At 58.9% G+C, this 19070-nt stretch carries 20 protein-coding genes; 7 read left to right on the forward strand and 13 right to left on the reverse strand.

Annotated features, from left to right (window positions below):
* Positions 1-532 precede the first annotated feature (532 nt).
* The 3 genes from CACC_RS11190 to CACC_RS11200 are packed head-to-tail and all read right to left on the reverse strand — an operon-like array spanning position 533 to position 2684.
* Positions 533-1513 (reverse strand): hypothetical protein, encoded by a 981-nt coding sequence (locus tag CACC_RS11190; RefSeq protein ID WP_005275763.1) that lies wholly within the window; start codon positions 1511-1513, stop codon positions 533-535.
* Positions 1510-2313: an AAA family ATPase gene (locus CACC_RS11195; protein ID WP_005275766.1), complete on the reverse strand. Its 804-nt coding sequence runs from the start codon at positions 2311-2313 to the stop codon at positions 1510-1512. The genes CACC_RS11190 and CACC_RS11195 overlap by 4 nt, the downstream gene beginning before the upstream one ends.
* The gene (locus CACC_RS11200) at positions 2310-2684 is read right to left on the reverse strand and encodes a GntR family transcriptional regulator (RefSeq protein WP_035108334.1); all 375 of its coding nucleotides are present in this window, start codon (positions 2682-2684) and stop codon (positions 2310-2312) included. Before CACC_RS11200 ends, CACC_RS11195 begins: the two co-directional genes overlap by 4 nt.
* Before the next feature lie 208 nt (positions 2685-2892).
* On the opposite strand from CACC_RS11200, the gene CACC_RS11205 reads away from it, so the two are divergent.
* Entirely contained in the window at positions 2893-4068 is a 1176-nt protein-coding gene (locus CACC_RS11205; RefSeq protein WP_005275773.1) for an NYN domain-containing protein, read from the forward strand.
* Here the strand turns inward: CACC_RS11205 and CACC_RS11210 are convergent.
* Both CACC_RS11210 and trxA read right to left on the reverse strand, forming a co-directional pair.
* Positions 4065-4802, reverse strand: coding sequence for a PspA/IM30 family protein (locus tag CACC_RS11210; protein ID WP_005275774.1), 738 nt, complete (start codon positions 4800-4802; stop codon positions 4065-4067). The genes CACC_RS11205 and CACC_RS11210 overlap by 4 nt on opposite strands.
* 91 nt (positions 4803-4893) lie before the next feature.
* Positions 4894-5265 (reverse strand): thioredoxin, encoded by a 372-nt coding sequence (gene trxA, locus CACC_RS11215; protein WP_005275779.1) that lies wholly within the window; start codon positions 5263-5265, stop codon positions 4894-4896.
* 119 nt (positions 5266-5384) lie between these two features.
* Between trxA and CACC_RS11220 the strand changes: the two genes are divergently transcribed.
* Genes CACC_RS11220 through CACC_RS11235 form a run of 4 tightly spaced genes read left to right on the forward strand, consistent with a single transcriptional unit; the run spans position 5385 to position 9582 of the window.
* Entirely contained in the window at positions 5385-5585 is a 201-nt protein-coding gene (locus CACC_RS11220; protein WP_023016351.1) for a heavy-metal-associated domain-containing protein, read from the forward strand.
* Positions 5586-5594: 9 nt separating this feature from the next.
* Positions 5595-7784, forward strand: a complete 2190-nt coding sequence (locus CACC_RS11225) for a heavy metal translocating P-type ATPase (protein ID WP_005275785.1) — start codon at positions 5595-5597, stop codon at positions 7782-7784.
* 3 nt (positions 7785-7787) lie between these two features.
* Positions 7788-9089, forward strand: a complete 1302-nt coding sequence (locus CACC_RS11230; RefSeq protein ID WP_005275787.1) for an MFS transporter — start codon at positions 7788-7790, stop codon at positions 9087-9089.
* A gap of 28 nt (positions 9090-9117) precedes the next feature.
* Entirely contained in the window at positions 9118-9582 is a 465-nt protein-coding gene (locus CACC_RS11235; RefSeq protein ID WP_023016352.1) for a VanZ family protein, read from the forward strand.
* A 5-nt stretch (positions 9583-9587) separates the two neighbouring features.
* Here CACC_RS11235 and dnaB read toward each other — a convergent pair whose 3' ends face one another.
* From dnaB to CACC_RS11275, 8 genes are all read right to left on the reverse strand, one after another.
* The gene (gene dnaB, locus CACC_RS11240; protein ID WP_005275794.1) at positions 9588-11021 is read right to left on the reverse strand and encodes a replicative DNA helicase; all 1434 of its coding nucleotides are present in this window, start codon (positions 11019-11021) and stop codon (positions 9588-9590) included.
* Between the two features lie 461 nt (positions 11022-11482).
* Positions 11483-11935: a 50S ribosomal protein L9 gene (gene rplI, locus CACC_RS11245; protein WP_005275797.1), complete on the reverse strand. Its 453-nt coding sequence runs from the start codon at positions 11933-11935 to the stop codon at positions 11483-11485.
* A gap of 48 nt (positions 11936-11983) precedes the next feature.
* A complete protein-coding gene (locus CACC_RS11250; RefSeq protein ID WP_005275799.1) occupies positions 11984-12535 on the reverse strand; it encodes a single-stranded DNA-binding protein in 552 nt (183 codons plus the stop codon).
* A 49-nt stretch (positions 12536-12584) separates the two neighbouring features.
* Positions 12585-12875 (reverse strand): 30S ribosomal protein S6, encoded by a 291-nt coding sequence (gene rpsF, locus CACC_RS11255; protein ID WP_023016353.1) that lies wholly within the window; start codon positions 12873-12875, stop codon positions 12585-12587.
* Between the two features lie 122 nt (positions 12876-12997).
* Positions 12998-13186 carry a hypothetical protein gene (locus CACC_RS11260; RefSeq protein WP_005275803.1) on the reverse strand — a complete coding sequence of 63 codons (189 nt, stop codon included), beginning with the start codon at positions 13184-13186 and terminating at the stop codon, positions 12998-13000.
* On the reverse strand, positions 13183-14574 hold the full coding sequence (locus CACC_RS11265; RefSeq protein ID WP_005275805.1) for a glycosyltransferase family 87 protein: 1392 nt from the start codon (positions 14572-14574) through the stop codon (positions 13183-13185). The genes CACC_RS11260 and CACC_RS11265 overlap by 4 nt, the downstream gene beginning before the upstream one ends.
* 16 nt (positions 14575-14590) lie before the next feature.
* Positions 14591-16849 carry a transglycosylase domain-containing protein gene (locus tag CACC_RS11270; RefSeq protein WP_005275807.1) on the reverse strand — a complete coding sequence of 753 codons (2259 nt, stop codon included), beginning with the start codon at positions 16847-16849 and terminating at the stop codon, positions 14591-14593.
* A 75-nt stretch (positions 16850-16924) separates the two neighbouring features.
* On the reverse strand, positions 16925-17299 hold the full coding sequence (locus tag CACC_RS11275; RefSeq protein ID WP_005275810.1) for a DUF5318 family protein: 375 nt from the start codon (positions 17297-17299) through the stop codon (positions 16925-16927).
* A 116-nt stretch (positions 17300-17415) separates the two neighbouring features.
* On the opposite strand from CACC_RS11275, the gene CACC_RS11280 reads away from it, so the two are divergent.
* Positions 17416-18504 (forward strand): inositol-3-phosphate synthase, encoded by a 1089-nt coding sequence (locus tag CACC_RS11280; RefSeq protein ID WP_005275813.1) that lies wholly within the window; start codon positions 17416-17418, stop codon positions 18502-18504.
* Positions 18505-18558: 54 nt separating this feature from the next.
* A complete protein-coding gene (locus tag CACC_RS11285; RefSeq protein ID WP_005275817.1) occupies positions 18559-19053 on the forward strand; it encodes a MarR family winged helix-turn-helix transcriptional regulator in 495 nt (164 codons plus the stop codon).
* The last annotated feature ends 17 nt before the right edge of the window (positions 19054-19070 follow it).

Raw genomic sequence — 19070 nt, forward strand, 5'->3', positions numbered from 1 at the left:
AAAAGAACAAACCACCACAAACCCACAAAAGCAGGCCCATGCTGGCGTCCAAAAATTACTACAAAGAAAAAATCACTGCCTCCCCAACCCGACGGGGCACAAAAGGGAGACAAAAAAGTTGAACACAATCACATGCCAACCAATCCATCAATGCAGCCGAAACACTAAACAGTATTCAAAAAGATGCGTATTTCAACACCTTACCGGCACACACCAACCAACAAACCAAATCTAGGCTTGCCGACCAACAGACCAATCAACACACAACCATGCACACAAAAATAAAAAATAAGTACATTGGCACACTATTGAGTTCTCAGACATCATCACCACACAACAGCTACATGCCTAAAAGCATGGAACTCGTTGCGAGTAAAAAATTGTTTTCGTCAGGGCCTGTTTTCCTATCGCCGCTTCAGCCAGAGACAGTGTCTGTCTCTGTGGGGCGCTGTCGGTCGCGCTGACTCGTATTAAGTTACACACCGCTTTAAATTTTCACAAACTCGCTGGTCAGCACGAATTTCGGACACTTTTATTTCATGCCAAGCCAGCCCGCAAGGCCTTTCTCCCACAGGCTGCTTATGCGGCGTGCATACATCGGCAGGGTTACGGCCCATACGGCGTAGATGCCAAGGCTTATAAACATCCCCACCGCGGCCGAGACATAGCCTTGGGCGAAAAGCCAGACCAGCACTGCGATACCGAGGAGGTACGCGACAAAGACTCCAAGGGTCCTCTTCTCTAGGAACTCGAGGTACGTAAGCCCAGGTACGGTGACGGCCGCGATTGCGGTGATGCCGGCGGCGACCTCGATTGTGTTCCCCCAGAAAGAAAGGGCCAAGCCCACGGCGGCGCAACCAAGGATGGGGATGAGCCCGGTCATTGCGGTCATGGAAGCCCAGCGGCGACGCGTGCCGCCGAGCGTGACGTAATCCCTGAGCGTATCGCGCAACATGCCCATGGGCTGGCTGCTAAAGAAGGCGAAGAATACCCAAGCAATGAAAGCGATGAATTCCATCGGTCCCCACAGCGTGCTCATTAGCGAAAGCACAACGTTGATGGCTAAAAATACGACGACCAGCACCCACATGCGGACCTGGCGGCGGTATACAGCCTGCGCGTCGAGCGTCGGCGGGAAACGCCCAAGCTTGGATGCAATTCCCAAAGGGGTCGTCGAGTAGCCCGTCCTGGTTGGGGTTGGTTCGCGCCACAGTGCCCATGCCAATGCCGCCGCATAAACAGCCAACGCCCACCAGCCCTGCCGTGCAGCCGTTCCTGCCATGGCCACGACAGCGAAAACCGTGACTATAATCCGGCGATGTTCATTCCATATCTGTGAGCTCAGGCCTAGTACTTGGTACTTATCAAAACTGGGTTGATACGTCAGGATGGGCACAAGGGGCAAGAGCAAGGTGACAGTTCCCCACTTTTCGCCAAAAAGTACGGGGTAAACCGCAATGAAGAAGAGGACTGTAACCCAAACCCATTCCGTTGTGTGCCATAGAAGTTTCATGACTGCTCCTCCAATGCTCGGACAGCCTTTTCAAGTGATACCTCTGCTACCCGGAGATGATGTTCGTTGGCATAGCGGAAGACGGGATCGGGCGAGGTAGTGCGGGCATCGACAAGCACCTGGTCTCCCAGGCTTGTTGAAGCGCGCTCCAATACCGGCAGGTCCAGTGCGGAAATTGCCTCGGAGATCGCCTCTTCGGGCCCGCTGATTTCCAGGAAGGAATCAACAAATTCGTCCACGGGACCGCTAATGGGGTGCTCCCCCATAAGGGAAATAGTGTCCAACAACCCCTCTATTTCATTGAGGTGATGGGTGGATACCACGATGGTGCGACCGTGCTCTTCACGGAGGACCTGGTAAAAGAGTTCGCGCCGTGGCAGGTCGAGACCCAGATAAGGCTCGTCCAAAAGCATTATTTCGCAGCCAGAGGCAACGGCGAAAACAAATCCCAACGCCGATTTTTGCCCTCGCGAGAGCGCAGAATACGCCTTATTTGGGATGTCGAAGCCGGCGATGAGGTCGTCATATCGCTCCGCATTCCAGTTGGGCCATCGCACCTGGCCGACGGCGCCGAGCTTCTTGCTGCCCCACGAATCCGGCAGCGGATTGTCGATGCCCATGAGGATTACCCGGTTGAGTACAGATTGGTTATCAAAGGGCTGGCGGTCGAAGACCGTGATGCGGCCGGATTGAATTTGGCCGGCGATTTTTCGCAATAAGGTGGTCTTGCCAATTCCGTTGCGGCCCACCAAGCCATGGGTAAGACCTGCGGAAAAGGTGAAATCGCGGGTAGTAATCATGAGTACATTCCTCTGCTTTCTGCAACCCGATCGAAAAGGTCATGGAGCTGGGCGCGGTTGTAGCCCAAGCGAACTGCTTCATCGACAAGCGGGGCCATATACTCCGCGGCGAAGTCGCCTCGCCTGCGCTCGCGGATGGCACGCGAAGCACCCTCGGCCACAAACATGCCAATGCCCCGCCGCTTTTCCAGCACCCCTAAGTCCACCAAGAGGGTGATCCCCTTCCGCGCGGTTGCGGGGTTGATGTTGTGGAAATCCGCCAACTCATTGGTGGAAGGTGCCTTATCGCCCTCCGCCAGAGTGCCGTCCACAATGGTGTCTTCCACCAAAGACGCAATCTGCCGAAAGAGCGGTTGCGTGGAGTTGTCCATCATCACCTTCGGCTCGTTAGTTACTTAGTTAGTTGGGTAACTAACCATATAACACACTTGCCGACGCCGCAATGGTCACCGAAAACTTTTCATTTGCGGCCAATATGCTGGGAATTGGCGAATTATGATCGACGTTTCGGGGTGAATAAGGCACACTGGAGGTAACAAAGAATTTTATTTAGAACAATTAGAACGGAACTTAGGAGCCATGCTTGAACGCACACTTGTCTTTGTCGATACCTCATACCTGCTCGCGAGCTTTTATAACTCCTGGGAAACGGGGGCCCGCGCGCAGCTAGAAATCGATCTGCCCGAGGTAGTCAGCACCATGGGCGGAATGATCGAGGAGCAATTAGGCAACCCAATTCAGCGCCAATACTGGTACGACGGAATCCCGGATACCGGTCCGCACCGCTACCAACGCGCCCTTCGCACCTGCGAGGGCGTGCAATTGCGCACGGGACAACTTATTGAATGGGGCGAGCGACGCACCCAAAAGGGCGTAGACACCCGGCTTGTAGCCGATATGGTCATGGCCGCCGTGAAGAACCAGTTCACCGACTTTGTGCTGGTCAGCGGCGACGCGGACATGATTCCCGGCGCGCAGACCGCCGTGGACAATGGCATCCGCGTGCACCTGTACGGGTTTGGCTGGGATTCCATGTCCGCAGCGCTGCGCCATACGTGTGATTCCACCACCATTTTGGATCCCCGCGAGGACTTCGCGGATTCCATGGAGCTGCAGGTTCTCGAGGGCCCGCTTCCCCCAGTGGTCCGCGATGCAGCGCAGAAGGCAGAGGGAGCAGAAGAGGAGCTTCCAGGCGCCGAGCACTGCGACGAGTGCGAGGAGCCCTCCGAGGTGGAAACCGCATTCGGCACCCCGGAAAAGCCGACGCCGGCGCCTGCCCCAAAGCCTGCGCCACCTCAAAGCGCACAGCAGGCCGCAACCCCAACCCCACAAGAGCAAGACAAGCCCACTGCAGAAGCGGAGAAGGGCCCTGCCGAAGAGGCCGAGGCTACCGATCAAGCAGCACCAAAGCCTGCGCCGAAGCCGTCAATGATGGCACCGCGGCGCAAGCTGCGCTCGAAGTATGTCCCGCTGCCAGAAGAGGTGTGGAGCTCTGCTGGGTTCCAGTCGCCATTCGATGTGGGCCAGCAATACGCGTCGTGGTGGTTTGATAATGCCGCAAACGCAGAGCAGCGCGACCAAGCCCACTTACTGTCTGGCGGCGGATTGCCACCGGAGATCGACCGCCCGCTGCTGCAGTTCGCCTGCGAAACCCTGCATGAATACACGCTGACAGAAACCCAGCGCGTGAATTTACGCGATGGGTTCCACTCAGGGATTCGCGGCGTGCTTATCAATATCCGCCGCGAGAATTAATCCCCGGATTCGATTTCCTTCTTCTTGGCCATATCGGCGCGCAGCGCATCGAGCCGCGCGCTGGCCTTCATATCGTTGCCGGCCGCTTGAATCTCGCTCATGCGGTCGCCGCCGGTTGCCTGCTGCAATTCTTGGGCACCAAGGGCATCGGCATAGCGCTTTTCAATCTTGGCGCGGACGGAATCCAGGCTCGGCACGGAATCATCGGGGTTGAGCTCGTTCATGGAATCGAGCGCTTCCGCGTTCTTTTCCTGCATTGCAGCCTGATCCGCCTGCGCTTCTAGCTGGCTCACCTGTGCCAGCTGCTCCTTCAGGCGGGCCTCGGACTGTTTTTGCTGGTTCTTGGCCTGTTCAGCCGCCTGCTCCGCCGCCGCGTACTGCTGCTTGACGTCTTCCAGTTCCTGTTCCACCGCAACGAGCTGGGAGGCCACTACCTCAGCGGCTTGGTTGTATTCATTCGCCTTCTGTGGGTCCTCGGCGGAATCCGCAAGCTCCAATGCGCGCTGGGTTTGGGATTGGTAATCCTGCTGGGACTTCACCAGGCGGTTCATCTGCATTTCCAACTGAGACTTGTGCCCGATGATCTCTGCCGCATGATCAGAAATCTCTTGGTGCTGTTCCTTGGCGGCCTTAACCGCCTGCTGGATTTGGACCTTTGGATCGGCGTTCTCATCAATCTTTTGATCGAGAGAACTCATCACGTACTTCCAGCCCTTGCTGAAGGGGTTAGCCATCACAATCTCCTTTGGTCATAAAAAAGACGCTTTCTAGCGAGTTTAGCGATACTCACCAGAAAGCGCCGTGGAAGCTCTGAAAATTCAGATTCTATGCCTGCTGTGCGTTCTGCTCTTCAACCTGGCGGCGAACCTCAGCCATGTCCAGGTCCTTGACCTGCTTGAGCAGATCCTCCAGCGCTGCGGGCGGCAGTGCGCCAGCCTCGCGGAATACGAGGATGCCATCGCGGAAGATCATCAGGGTAGGAATGGACTGAATCTGCAGCGCGGATGCAAGGCCCTGGTTTGCCTCGGTGTCCAGCTTGGCAAAGGTAGCATCGGTGTGCTCCTCGGATGCCTTCTCGTAGACAGGGGCAAAGCGCTTACATGGGCCGCACCAGTCCGCCCAGGCATCGACAAGCGTAATGCCTTCGCCGGTTACGGTCTGTTCAAAGTTCTCTTCAGTGACATCAATAGTAGCCATACTCGTTGTAACTCCTTTACATTATGGTTTATTCCCCACCGTACCTAAATTTCTTCCTTGCCTGATACCCCTAGGGGGTATAGCATAGAGGCATAAGCAATCGAGAAAGGATGATAGTCATGGCAACGAAGAACTACACCGTAGAAGGAATGAGCTGCGGACACTGCGAAATGTCCATCCGCGAAGAGGTAGGCGAAATCGCCGGTGTGGACGCGGTTTCCGCAGACCACACCACCGGCGCAGTGTCTGTCTCCGGCAGCGATTTCACCGATGAGCAAGTAGCAGCCGCCGTAGCCGAAGCCGGATACGTCCTTAAGTAGGCGAATACTATGTCACACGTTGATCTCGGGGTCTCGGGCATGACCTGCACGTCCTGCTCTTCCCGGGTAGAACGCAAGCTCAACAAGGTAGACGGCGTTGAGGCGAGCGTTAACTTTGCCACCGAATCCGCCTCTATTGAGTTCGATCCGGAGACTTCTACGCCTGCGGATCTGATCAAGGTCGTCGAAGGCGCCGGATACAGCGCCTTCGATATGTCCGGCAGCGATGACGGCGACCAGGACGAGGACGCAGAGGGCACGCCGGTTGATGATGCCCGCGCTGCAGAACAAGAGAGCCTGCTGCGGCGCACCATCATCTCCGCGGTCCTGTCTGCCCCCATCATGGTTGTCTCCATGGTGCCTGCCCTTCAGTTCCAGAACTGGCAGTGGGCCTGCGCCATGCTGGCCACCGTTGTCTTCATTTTTGGTGGCGCCCCCTTCCACTCCGCTACGTGGACCAACCTGAAGCACGGCTCGTTCACCATGGACACCTTGATTTCCATGGGCACCTCGGCCGCCTACCTGTGGTCCCTGTACGCACTGTTCTTTGGCAACGCCGGCGAGCCCGGCATGACGATGAGCATGTCGTGGTCCTCCAGCTCGGCCGAGATGGACCATATCTACTTTGAGTCTGTGGGAATGGTCATTACCTTCCTGCTCCTCGGCCGCTGGTTCGAGGTCAAGGCCAAGGGGCAGTCTTCTGAGGCGCTGCGCACCCTGCTATCCATGGGCGCGAAGGAAGCCTCCGTGCTGCGGGACGGCGAGGAAAAACGCATTCCCATCTCCCAATTGCAGGTGGGCGATGTCTTCGTTGTGCGCCCGGGCGAAAAGATTGCCACCGATGGTGAGGTCGTCTCCGGCAATTCCGCCGTGGATGCCTCCATGATCACCGGTGAATCCGTCCCGGAAGAGGTGGGCGTGGGCGATACCGTTACCGGCGCCACCATTAACGCCTCCGGCAAGTTGGAGGTTAAGGCCACCCAGGTGGGCGAGGACACGGTCCTTTCCCAAATGGCCACGTTGGTTACCAACGCACAAGCCTCCAAGGCCCCCGTGCAGCGCCTAGTGGACCGCATTGCGCAGGTCTTCGTGCCGGTAGTCATCGGCATTTCCGTCCTCACGCTGCTGGTACACCTCATCTTTGGCGGCGTGGCGCCGGCGTTTATCGCCGCTGTCTCCGTGCTGATCATCGCCTGCCCTTGCGCGCTGGGCCTTGCCACCCCGACCGCCATCTTGGTCGGCACGGGGCGCGGCGCCCAGTTAGGCCTGCTCATTAAAGGCCCGGAGATCCTTGAGTCCACCAAGCAGGTCGATACCATCGTGATGGATAAGACCGGCACGGTGACCGCCGGGGAAATGTCCGTTACGGCCGTGCATGGCGATGTCCTCGAGTACGCCGCCGCCGTCGAGCGGAACTCCGAGCACCCCATCGCCCAGGCCATTGCCCGTGAGCGCGACGTGGAGCCCGGTACCGATTTTTCCACCAGCACCGCTGGCGTGGAAGCAACGGTGGATGGGGTGCGCGTGGGCGTCGGCAAGCCGCGTGGAGACCTAGGCCAGTACGCTGAGGCCTTCCGCGAGGCAGAGGCCGCGGGCGCTACTCCGGTGGCGGTGTACCTCGACGATGAGCTCGCTGGGCTCATTGAGGTCCGCGACACCGTCAAGCCCACCTCCGCTGAGGCCGTCCAGCAGATGAAGCAGCTGGGCCTGACCCCGCACCTGCTGACCGGCGATAATGAGGGCGCGGCCAAGCGCGTGGCAGAGGAAGTTGGCATCACCGAGGTCACGGCCGGCGTGATTCCGGAGGAAAAGGTCGACGTCATCAAGAAGCTGCAGTCCGAGGGGCACAATGTGGCGATGGTTGGTGACGGAGTCAACGATGCCGCGGCCTTGGCCCAAGCAGACCTCGGCTTGGCGATGGGCGCCGGTACCGACGTGGCCATCGAGGCCTCCGATATCACCCTGATGAATGGGGACCTGCGGTCCGCAGCCGATGCCATTCGCCTGTCCCGCCGCACGCTGCAGATCATTAAGGGCAACCTGTTCTGGGCCTTTGCCTATAATATTATTCTCATCCCCGTGGCGGCCTTTGGCCTGCTGAACCCGCTATTTGCAGGCATCGCCATGGCATTAAGTTCCGTATTCGTCGTCTCCAATTCCCTGCGTCTCCGGAAATTTTCCACCCAGCGCTATGATTAGCGCATGCTCAGCCGCAATGAACGATTAGACCGGCTCCCGGTCACCAGCAAACACAAGCGCCTACTCCTGGGCTCCGGCCTAGGGTGGGCGCTCGATGCTATGGATGTGGGGCTCATTTCCTTCATCATGGCCGCCCTGGCCGTGCACTGGGATTTGAGCAGCACCCAAACCTCTTGGCTCGCCTCTGTTGGCTTCCTCGGCATGGCTCTGGGAGCGACATTCGGCGGGCTCCTTGCGGATAAATACGGCCGCCGCCACATCTTCTCCCTCACCCTCTTGGTTTACGGCCTGGCCACCGGTGCCTCCGCCCTGGCCGGTGGGCTGACCATGCTTATCATCTTCCGCTTCATCGTCGGGCTGGGCCTGGGCGCGGAGCTGCCGGTCGCCTCCACTCTCATCTCCGAATTCTCGCCGCGCCGCATCCGCGGGCGCATGGTGGTCCTGCTCGAGGCCTTCTGGGCGCTCGGCTGGATCCTCGCCGCACTCATCGGCACCTTCATCGTCGGCGCCGGCGAAAACGGCTGGCGCTGGGGCTTTGCCGTGGGGCTTATCCCCGCAGCTTATTCGGTTTACGTGCGCTTGGGCTTGCCGGAATCGGTGCGCTTCCTCGAGTCCAAGGGCCGCCACGAGGAGGCCGAAGAGATTGTGGCATCCTTCGAAAAGGCCGCCGCGGGCCAGCCGCTTGACGATGCCCACCCGGAACCCACCGCCTCCACCGAGACCTCCATTTGGGGGCCGGGCCTGCGCCGCCGCACAGCGGCGCTGTGGACTATTTGGTTTTGCGTCAATTTCTCCTATTACGGCGCCTTCATCTGGATCCCGTCCCTGCTGGTTGCCGATGGTTTCTCGCTCGTAAAATCCTTCAGCTTCACCCTCATCATTACCTTGGCGCAGCTACCGGGCTATGCCACCGCCGCTTGGCTCATTGAGGTCTGGGGCCGGCGGATTACCCTCGCCGTATTCTTGGTCGGCTCCGCCGTATCCGCCGGGCTCTACGGCACCGCTAGCTCCGAGGTATTCATTATCATCGCCGGGTGCCTGTTGTCCTTCTTCAACCTCGGCGCCTGGGGTGCCCTGTATGCCATTGGTCCGGAGCTCTACCCCACCGCGCTGCGCGGGCGCGGTACGGGTGCCGCGGCGGGGTTTGGACGCATCGCCTCCATCGTCGCACCGCTCGTTGTACCGCCACTGATCGCGGCGACCGGCGCAGGATTCCTCTTCGTGCTCTTTGCGGCCGCATTCGCCATCGCCGCCGTAGCGGCATTTACTCTGCCTGAGCTGAAAGGTAAGGCCCTTGCTCGATAAATTAGCCCTTAGCGCCTGGATCGGCGTCATGGTAGCGCTGACCACCCTGAAGGCCTTCTTCCAGATCGGTTACCTGTGGAAGCCCGAAAATCAACGCGTCCGCGAGCTCCACTTAGTTCCCCTCGATGAATTCTCTGGCAATAGTTGGTTCGCCCCGATTTTTGAGTACGCCGGTAATACCGCCTTCTTCATCCCCTTCGGACTCCTAGTATTTACGCTATGCCGTTCCGTGAAAGTATCCACGGCCTGGGGATTCGCGCTGAGCTTAACGCTAGAGACGGCCCAATATGCCTTCGCGCTGGGCCGCACGGATATCGATGATCTGCTGTTTAATACCCTCGGCGCGCTCATCGGTGCAGCGATCGCCTACTGGTGCGGCCAACGCTTCTTCCCGGTTTGGCGGTGGCTCTCTCTGGCCGCTGCGGCGGTCTTTATCGTGCTGGTAATTCTGGGTCCCCGGTTAGGGGACCCCGCGGCCGTCGTGGACCTATAAGTCTTTTATCCGTGCGCCATGTTGACGAACTTGGAGTAGTGCAGCTGGTGGGCCACCTGGACGGTGTCAATAGGGCCGCCGCGGTGCTTGGCCAAGATAATATCCGCCTCACCGGCGCGCTCGTTATCGCGGTCCTGCGAGTCTGGGCGGTAAAGCAGCATCACCATATCCGCGTCTTGCTCCAAGGAACCGGACTCACGCAGGTCAGCCAATTGTGGCTTCTTGTCGTTTCGGGCTTCAGGTCCACGGTTCAGCTGCGAGATGGCAATCACCGGCACCTCAAGCTCCTTGGCCAATAGCTTGAGCTGGCGCGAGAACTCCGAGACCTCTTGCTGGCGCGACTCCACCTTTTTGCCCGAGGACATCAGCTGCAGATAGTCCAAAACGATGAGGTCGAGGCCGTGCTGCTGCTTGAGCCTGCGGGCCTTCGAACGAATCTCCATCATCGTCAGGTTCGGGGAATCATCAATAAATAGCGGTGCATCCTGAATGCGGTTGAGCGTGTCATCGATCTTCGCCCAGTCCTCCGTGGAGACTCCACCACTGCGCATATCGGTGAGCTTCACCTCGGATTCCGCGGAGAGCAGGCGCATCACGATCTCTGAGGCGGACATTTCCAAGGAAAAGATGACGGAAGACTTGCCATGCTGCAGCGAGCACGAGCGAATGAAGTCCATCGCTAGCGTGGACTTACCCACTCCGGGTCGCGCCGCAACGATGATCATCTGTCCCGCGTGCAAGCCATTAGTGAGCTTATCTAGGTCAATGAAACCTGTGGGCACACCCAATTCAACGCCACCGGCCTGCTGCAGCGCCGCCAACTCATCAATGGTGGGGTCAATCAGATCCCCCAGCACGCGGTAGTCTTCAGCAGTCTTGCGCTGGGCGATGGCAAAGACTTCCTGCTGGGCCCGGTCGATCACCGATTCAATCTCAGCATCCTCCGTGCCCGAAAAGCCCAGTTGGACCACGCGCGTACCGGCATCCACGAGCCGGCGCAGGACGGCCTTTTCCGCCACGATTTCCGCATAATAGCGGGCATTGGCCGCGGTGGGAACGGTAGCCAACAGGGTGTGCAAATAGGGTGCGCCGCCAACGCGCTCGAGGTTATTAAACCTATCCAACCGCGAGGAAAGGATAAGCGGGTCAATGTCTTGGCCCGCCGCGTAAAGGTCCAGCATCGCGCCATAAATTAGCGCGTGGGCCGGATAATAAAAGTCATCGGGCTCGAGCTCTTCAATAACTTCCATGACCGTATTGGGGCTAAGCAGCATTGCACCCAATACGCCTTGCTCGGCTTCCCGGTCCGATGGCGGCTGGCGATACTCCTCGTAGCGCTGCGGTTGATCCTGTTGGTACCGCGGCCGGCGCGCTACGGCGTTGTCCGGTGCCGGTGGTTCCGGTGGAAGCTGTTCATCATCAAAGCTCGCGTTGGTCATGTGTCCCCCTTGGTGTCCGTAAAGAGACCTTGCGTAACGCTGTCCAAGTTTAGACCAGCTCCCGGACACTACCCGCCTGGGTATAACTTCCACAGTTATCCACAGGGGCTTGTGGAATTACCAGGTAGTCCAATCATCGCTTTCCATTTACCGAGGTCACGGCTGTGGATAACTTGCCGCCTTTCTGACCTGCGGTGATAATAACCGCTGGTCAGGGAGTTATTTGCAGGTGTGAAAATTACCACATGATAGTGGAATATGGCCTGTGACCAGCGGCTAAGGCAAGCAAAAATCTTGGTGGGAAAGAACGCCGAATTCCACATTCATCCACAGATTTTCACAGTTATCCACAGGCCAATTGGGCAGGCAAAAGGCCCCAAGAATTCTCCACCTCACATAGAGAATTCGTGGGGCCTTAAGCCATGCTGTTGTCTTTGGGTCTGTGGACCGTCGTGCGCTGCTTAGGCAGCGACGACCGAGAAGTTCACCTTGCCGAGCACGTCAGCGTGCAGCTTCAGCTCGACCTGGTAGTTGCCGGTCTTCTTGACCAGGCCCTTGGGCATATCAACGATACGCTTATCCAAGTTAGGGCCACCGGCCTTGGAGACGGCCTTGACAATGTCTTCTGCGTTAACGGAACCGAAGAGCTTGCCGGAAGTGGAGGTCTTAACCTTGACCTCAACGTTCGTCAGCTGCTCAAGCTGGTTGCGGACCTCGCGTGCGTGGTCCAGGTCGCGAATTTCGCGAGCTTCCTGGGCGCGCTTGATGCCCTCAATCTGCTTCTCAGCGCCGCGGGAAGCCACGATGGCCAAGCCGCGGGGAAGCAGGTAGTTACGTCCGTAGCCGTCCTTAACCTCAACAATTTCGCCAGCGGCGCCGAGGTTCTCAACGGCAGCGGTGAGGATCAGCTTCATGATCCCTGCCTTTCAATTGAGTTAGTTGAATAGTTGCGGGTAACAGACTTAGAACGGGGGTTCAGAATCAGCGCCTCCGAAACCACCAGCTGGCGGTGCGGAGTTCCACGGATCCTCTGCAGGAGCCTGGTTCTGCTGCTGCGACTGCTGCTGTTGCTGTCCTCCAAAGCCGCCCTGATTATTGTTATTCGAGCGCTGCTGCTGGCCGCCGCCATAGTTGCCGCCACCCTCACGGGGATTGCGGTTTACCTGTGCGGTGGCGTAGCGGAGCGACGGACCGACCTCATCGACGTCGATCTCAAACACGGTGCGGTTTTCACCCTCGCGGGTCTGGAAGGAACGCTGCTTCAAGCGGCCGGTAACGATGATGCGCATGCCCTTGCTCAGGGTCTCGGCGACGTTCTCCGCCGCCTGGCGCCATACGTTGCAGGTCAGGAACATAGCTTCGCCGTCTTCCCACTGGTTCGTCTGCGAATTATAGCGACGAGGCGTGGAGGCGACGCGGAAGTTAGCTACCGCCGCACCCGCCGGGGTGAAGCGAAGCTCGGGGTCAGCAACTATGTTGCCCACCACCGTAATATTGGTATCTCCCTGTGCCATGTCTTTACTCCTTATCGGTTACGTGGATTGTGCCTGATCCCAGTATCCGCTACTTGCTGTCGGTGCGCAGAACCTTGGTACGCAGGATGGTGTCGTTCAGGTTCAGGCGACGGTCGAGCTCGGAAACCGAAGGGTGCTCGCACTCCAGGTTAACGACGGCGTAAATGCCCTCTTCCTTCTTCTCGATGGGGTATGCAAGGCGACGCTTGCCCCATACATCGAGGTTCTCAACCTTGCCGCCGTCCTTGCGGACGATGTCGAGGTACTTATCTAGGGACGGGGTTACGGTGCGCTCATCCTGATTAGGATCCAGAATGATCATGACTTCGTAGTGACGCACGGACCTCATCACCTCCTATGGTCTAGTCGTTTTCGGCTGCATCACCTTTGCGGATGCAGCAGGAGGGTACGTTGCGTCAAGCAACCCCACCACAGTACCGCATATGACCGGCGAAAAGAAATCTATCCCGTCGTGGTGGCGGCGAAAAAGATAGCTCCCGTCGCGGGGATGATGGTGAGGAAAACGATGGCAAGGATGCCCAAGATGATGGGCCCGCGCTTATCTTCCCTGTTATGAAACAACCAAAAGGCCGCCATGACGCAGATAAAGCCCAACAAGATCGACACCATGCCGATTAATGTCACAATCATTGAAATACTCCCACCACTGGGTCGCGGCCCATATGCGCCGCACGCACTTTATCTTCCGTTCTATTCCACATTTGCCGCAGCACAATCACCGCCATCGCAATGATGAAGCCATCGCGCACGAGGATTGCCACGTCCAAGAGCTCGTGTGGAATGCCCTTATTATCGATGCCCAGCATGTGCCACATGAGCAGGGGCCATACGAGGGCATCGGCAAGCGCCCAGCCCAGAACCAACCGCCAACGCGGCACGGCCAAGGCCGCCGGAACCACCAGCCAGAGCGAATACTGCGGGGACCATACCTTATTGACCAGCAGGAACGCCGCGACGATGAGGAAGACCAACTCCGCTACCCGCGGGTTAAGCGGGCTGCGCCAGCCGGCCAGGGCAATACCGGCGCATAAAAGGATGAACGCCACGAGGGAGAAGGTATTTAAAAAGTCCTGGCTGAAAGAAATACCCAGATTCCGGCTAATCAGGGCATACAGGGTGGTCCATTCCGCACCGCGCTCCTGGTTCAAACGGAAAAATTCCGCCCAAGCGGCCGGGTATTTCAGGGCGATGGGAAGGTTGACCGCAAGCCACGCGGCGGCCGTAGCGACGGTGACCTTGGCAAAAGCGTCCCAACGGCGATTGCGCCAGGCAAGGACGAAAAACGCGCCCAGCAAAAATATCGGCCATAATTTGAAGGCGGTTCCAAGGCCAATGAGGATGCCGGCGAGCCAGGGGCGGTGGCGGCTAATGGCCAGCAGCGCGCTGACGGCGAAGGCGATGGCAGGTATATCCCAATTGCTAAAGGCATGGATGATAATCAACGGGCTGGCGGCCACCAGGATGGTGTCCCACGTGCGGTTTCCCACCAAGAGGTAGACCATGTAGATGACGCCGACCCAGATGCAAGCCATGACCAAGGCGGTGAGCCCAAAGTACCAGCCAGCGGCAGGCACACCGGCCCACTCCACGAGGCCATAGGTATGGCGCGAAATCCAACCCATCAGGCCCTGGAACATGCCCGCCAATACCGGGTATTCCATATAGCGGGTCAGGCCATCTTCCTGCCAGGAAAAGGCGTAGGGAAAGCCCGGTCGATCGAGGCCGCGGCCTTCATACAGCGGGACGATGTCGTTATAGCAAAAGGAGGTGTACTGGCGGTTGGCGGACCAATCCAGGTTGATGGTGCCGTCTTCGCCGCGGATGCCACCAGCGCAATTCGCCTTGGATAAGAACCCGCCGGCCAAGAAAACCCAGGCTACTGCGATCAGCGCGCGCAGCGGGGTCCACCACTGTGTGTGGCCATCCCGGGCAAAGCGTCCCCTTGGTCCGCCCAGGAACTCGATGACGCCCCGCGCCATCGGCTCGTCTGCGGCGGACATGCGCTGATCGTGGCTCACGCGTACCGCTCCTTGCTTAGCCTAAGAGGTCAGCCAGGCCGCCTTCGCGACCAAAGAAGTCATCTAAAGACGGGGCCTCGGGCCGGGCCGGCTCATTATTACCGCCGCCATTGCCGCGGTTGCCGCCGTTTCCATTATTGCCACCCTGGTTCTCGGGCTGCTGGGCCGGGGCATCATGGCCCGCATCCGGGGTCTCGGCAGGTGCTGGGCTGGCCTCTTCTTCTGGGGCGCCGTCCTGGGCTGGGCCAGTGTAGTTCTGCGCACCCTGCCCACCGGCACCGCCGCCTGGGTTATAGGCCGGGGCACCACCGCCGGCAGACACCGTGCCGAAGCGAACGGGGTAAGCCGAGGGGAATTGCTGGAATTCCTGATCCGCCAAGGCGTTATCCAATACGGACTTCCAGATCTTGGTCGGCGCGCCGGCACCGTACATGATTCCTCCGTACTGGTCGAAGATGGCGGAGGTATTATCCGCGGTACCAACCCACACGGAGGTAGCAAGCTGCGGGGTGGCACCGACCATCCACGTATCCTTGTTGGTTCCGGAATCGCCCAGCTGGGTCGTACCGGTCTTGGATGCCGAAGCGCGGCCGCCGGCCAGCGAACCATTGGACCATGCCGCCACCGGCGCCATGGCCTCAAGGACGTTATTGGCCACATTCGCGGAAACGCGGCGCTCGCCCTCATCGGTTGGGTGTTCATACAGAACTTCCCCGGCGGCATTTTCTACGCGCTGCACAAAGTGCGGGTTGTGCCAGACACCCTGGTTCGCGAGGGTAGACATCGCGGTTGCCATATCCAGCGGACGGGACTGGTACTGGCCCAAGACCACGCCTTCAAAAGGCTGTTTGCCGTTTTCAGTCAGCGTCTCTTCGATGCCCGGCAGCGAGCGGGCAACGCCCAAGGCGTGGGCCATATCCGCGGTGTCCTGGGTACCGTTTTTCAGATCGCTCTGCAGGCGCAGGTAAGAGGTGTTCAGGGACTGCTTGGTGGCCTCGCGCAGGTCGCAGACGCCACAGCCGCCGCCCACGTTGGTCACCAGATCGGAGCCCGGCAACTGGTACGGCGCGGAGGAGTAGTTGGTATCCAAGCTAATGCCCTGCTGCAGCGCAGCGGCAAGCGCCATGATCTTGAAGGTCGAGCCGGTCTGCAGCGGGGAGTTAGCGTAGTCCCAACCATTGGAATCATGCCCGCCAAAGTAGCCGCGCACCGCACCCGTCTTCGGATCGATGGTCACAGAGGCCGCGCGCGCATCTTCTTGCAGCGGCGCCAGCTGGTCATCGACTGCCTGAATCGTGTTGTTTTGCACGTTCATATCGATGGTGGTGGTAATGCGCAGGCCACCGGTGGATACCTGATTTTCCGTAATTCCTACGTCCTCAAGCTCGCGGATGACCTGGTCTTTAATGTGGCCATTCGCGCCTGGGGCTTCCGTGTATGCCGAGTACTCAGCGGGATCGCGGGTCTCCGGGAAGACCATTCCATCGCGCTCTTCCTTGCTGAGATCGCCCATGTCCACGAGGCCGTCCAGCACGTAGTTCCACCGGTTTTCGGAACCTTCCTGGTTCACGCGCGGGTCCAGGCCAGAAGGCGACTGGATCAGGCCGGCGAGCATGGCGCCTTCCTCGGGGGTGAGGTCCTTGGCGTCCTTATCAAAGTAGGCGTTGGATGCGGCCTGGATGCCGTAGGCATTGCGACCGAAGTAGACCGTATTCAGGTAGGCGTTGAGGATGTCCTCTTTTTCCCACTCGTTGGTCATCTTGATGGAGTAGATGAGCTCGCGCGCCTTGCGCACGTAAGAGTATTCGTTGCCCACCAGGGTGTTTTTCACGTACTGCTGGGTAATCGTGGAACCACCACCGGCGGTGTCATTGCCGGTGACCTTACCCAGTACCGCGCGGCCCAAACCGGTGAAGGAAAAGCCGGAGTTATCCCAGAAGTCGCGGTCCTCTGCGGCGAGCACGGAGTCCTGCACAAAGACGGGGACCTCATCCAAGGTCACGTGCGTACGGTTGCCTTCCGGCGGAACCAAACGCGCCAACTGGGTGTCGTTATCGGAGGCATAGATGGTAGAGACCTGGTTATTGGCCAGCTCTTTGGGCTCCGGAACGGTGTACTGCGAATAGGCATACGCAAAAAGGCCTGCAGGCAGTGCCACAAAAACCAATAGGAGGGCCACAACGACCCACGGCCAGATGCGGCGCTTTTGGGGTTCTTCGCCTTCTTTGCGGCGGTCCACCTTAGTGGACTCGCCAGTAGATTCCTTCTCGGTCACTGATTCGTGTCCTCATTCATCCCTGGTAACAAACTAAATAATTGCAGCTTACTGCCTAACGCGGTGCGTCGAAAACTAACACGCGTTAAAAGCCGTCGCAGAACGCAACAAATGATTCCAGCGGCAGTGCCGGCAGACCTCCACCTCGTGCACGGTAAATTCCAGGCCTTCGCCGACAAATTCCGCTATTTCTTTCTCGCTGCGGGCGCTCCCGGCGCGCCGGCCCAGGCTCTCGCCGTACACCCACCGGGTCAGGCGCAGGTCCTCCCCGCAGACCGGGCAGGGCTTATCCATGGTGCGGCCGTGGTGCTCAGCGGCGGCCCGGAGGAGGAAGTCCGCATCGCAGACCTCGTCGCGCCTCAGGTGCCCGGCGCGGTATTCGCGGACGTGTTGGGTGCGTTCCCACTCGTGGGAAAGTTCGTGCTTGAAGGCAACGGAATTCACCCGCATTATCTTAATTTCCTCTTCTTGATCGATCCATATGCCGTCGTGCTACCACCAGGCATAATTTCTGGCCTAACGTTGCGCAGGCACCACACAGCAACGAATTAATAAAGGAGCATAGTGTGTCTGACAAAGTAAAGGTCGCCATCGTCGGCGTCGGCAACTGCGCCACGTCCCTCATTCAGGGCGTGGAGTTTTACCGCAACGCCGCAGTGGAGGAAAATATTCCTGGCCTGATGCACACCCAGTTTGGGCCCTACCACGTCGGCGATATTGAATTCGTCGCGGCCTTCGACGTCGATGGAGACAAGGTGGGCAAGGATCTTGCGGAGGCTACCCGCAGCTCCCGCAACTGCACCATTTCCATCGCAGACGTCCCGGACCTCGGGGTTACCGTGCAGCGCGGCCCCACCATGGATGGCCTGGGCCGCTACTACCAGGAATCCATCACGGAATCGGACGAAGCTCCTGCCGATGTCGCAGCCGCCCTCCGCGAGGCCGGTGCCGAGGTCGTCGTTTCCTACCTGCCGGTTGGTTCTGAAGAGGCGGATAAGTTCTACGCCCAGGCCGCCATCGACGCTGGTTGTGCGTTTGTCAATGCCCTGCCGGTCTTCATCGCTTCCGACCCAGAGTGGGCCAAGAAGTTTGAGGATGCTGGCCTGCCCATCGTGGGCGATGACATCAAGTCCCAGGTTGGTGCCACCATTACCCACCGCGTTATGGCGAAGCTTTTTGAAGACCGCGGCGTGCGCTTGGACCGCACGATGCAGCTCAACGTGGGCGGCAACATGGACTTCAAGAACATGCTGGAGCGCGAACGTCTTGAGTCTAAGAAGATTTCCAAGACCCAGTCTGTGACCTCCAACGTGCACAATTCCCCTATCGCTGGCAAGCGCGCAGACCGCAACGTCCACATCGGCCCGTCGGACTATGTGGAGTGGCTGGATGACCGCAAGTGGGCGTATGTCCGCTTGGAGGGTTCCGCATTCGGCGAGGTCCCGCTGAACCTGGAGTACAAGCTCGAGGTCTGGGATTCCCCTAACTCCGCTGGCATCATTATCGATGCCGTCCGCGCCGCCAAGATCGCCTTGGACCGCAAGGTAGCCGGACCGGTACTTTCCGCCTCCTCCTACCTGATGAAGTCCCCTCCAGTACAGAAGGCTGACGATGTCGCGCGCAACGAGCTGGAAGATTTTATTAAGGGAAGCTAATTTTTTCGTCGCGATACTACCGCCAAGCGGTAGAGCACGATAGAATTTAGTTCTATGACGCAACACCATGATGAAACGGACCCAACGCAGTCCCCGTCCAGCTACGAGGACGCGGTAGAGGTAGCGCGGGATATCCAACCGGCGCTCAATAAGTTAATCCTTATTTTCCAACGCACCGCAGAGGGTTCATCGCTGACTACCTCGCAGGTCTCCATCATGAATCAGTTGCGCTTGCGCGGGCCTTCCCGCGTATCCACCATTGCCCAGGCGGAGCTTATTCGCATGCCCACCGCGTCCAACGCGCTCTACCAACTAGAGCGCCGCGGGTTCGTGGAACGACACCGCGATGAAGAAGATCGCCGCGGCGTGCTCGTCGCGCTCACCCAACTGGGCGAGTCCGAATTGGCCATAGTTTCCGGGCAACGCGCCGCGGCCCTTGCAGAGATTATGCGGTGGCTCGAGCCCGAGGACTTGGCCACCGCGCGCGAGATGGGCGCGGTCATTTCCAAGCTTGCGGATGTCTACCGCCCCACTATGGATAGCGAGTAGCGCGCTTGCGGCCACAT

It is taken from the genome of Corynebacterium accolens (assembly GCF_023520795.1).
Lineage (GTDB): Bacteria > Actinomycetota > Actinomycetes > Mycobacteriales > Mycobacteriaceae > Corynebacterium > Corynebacterium accolens.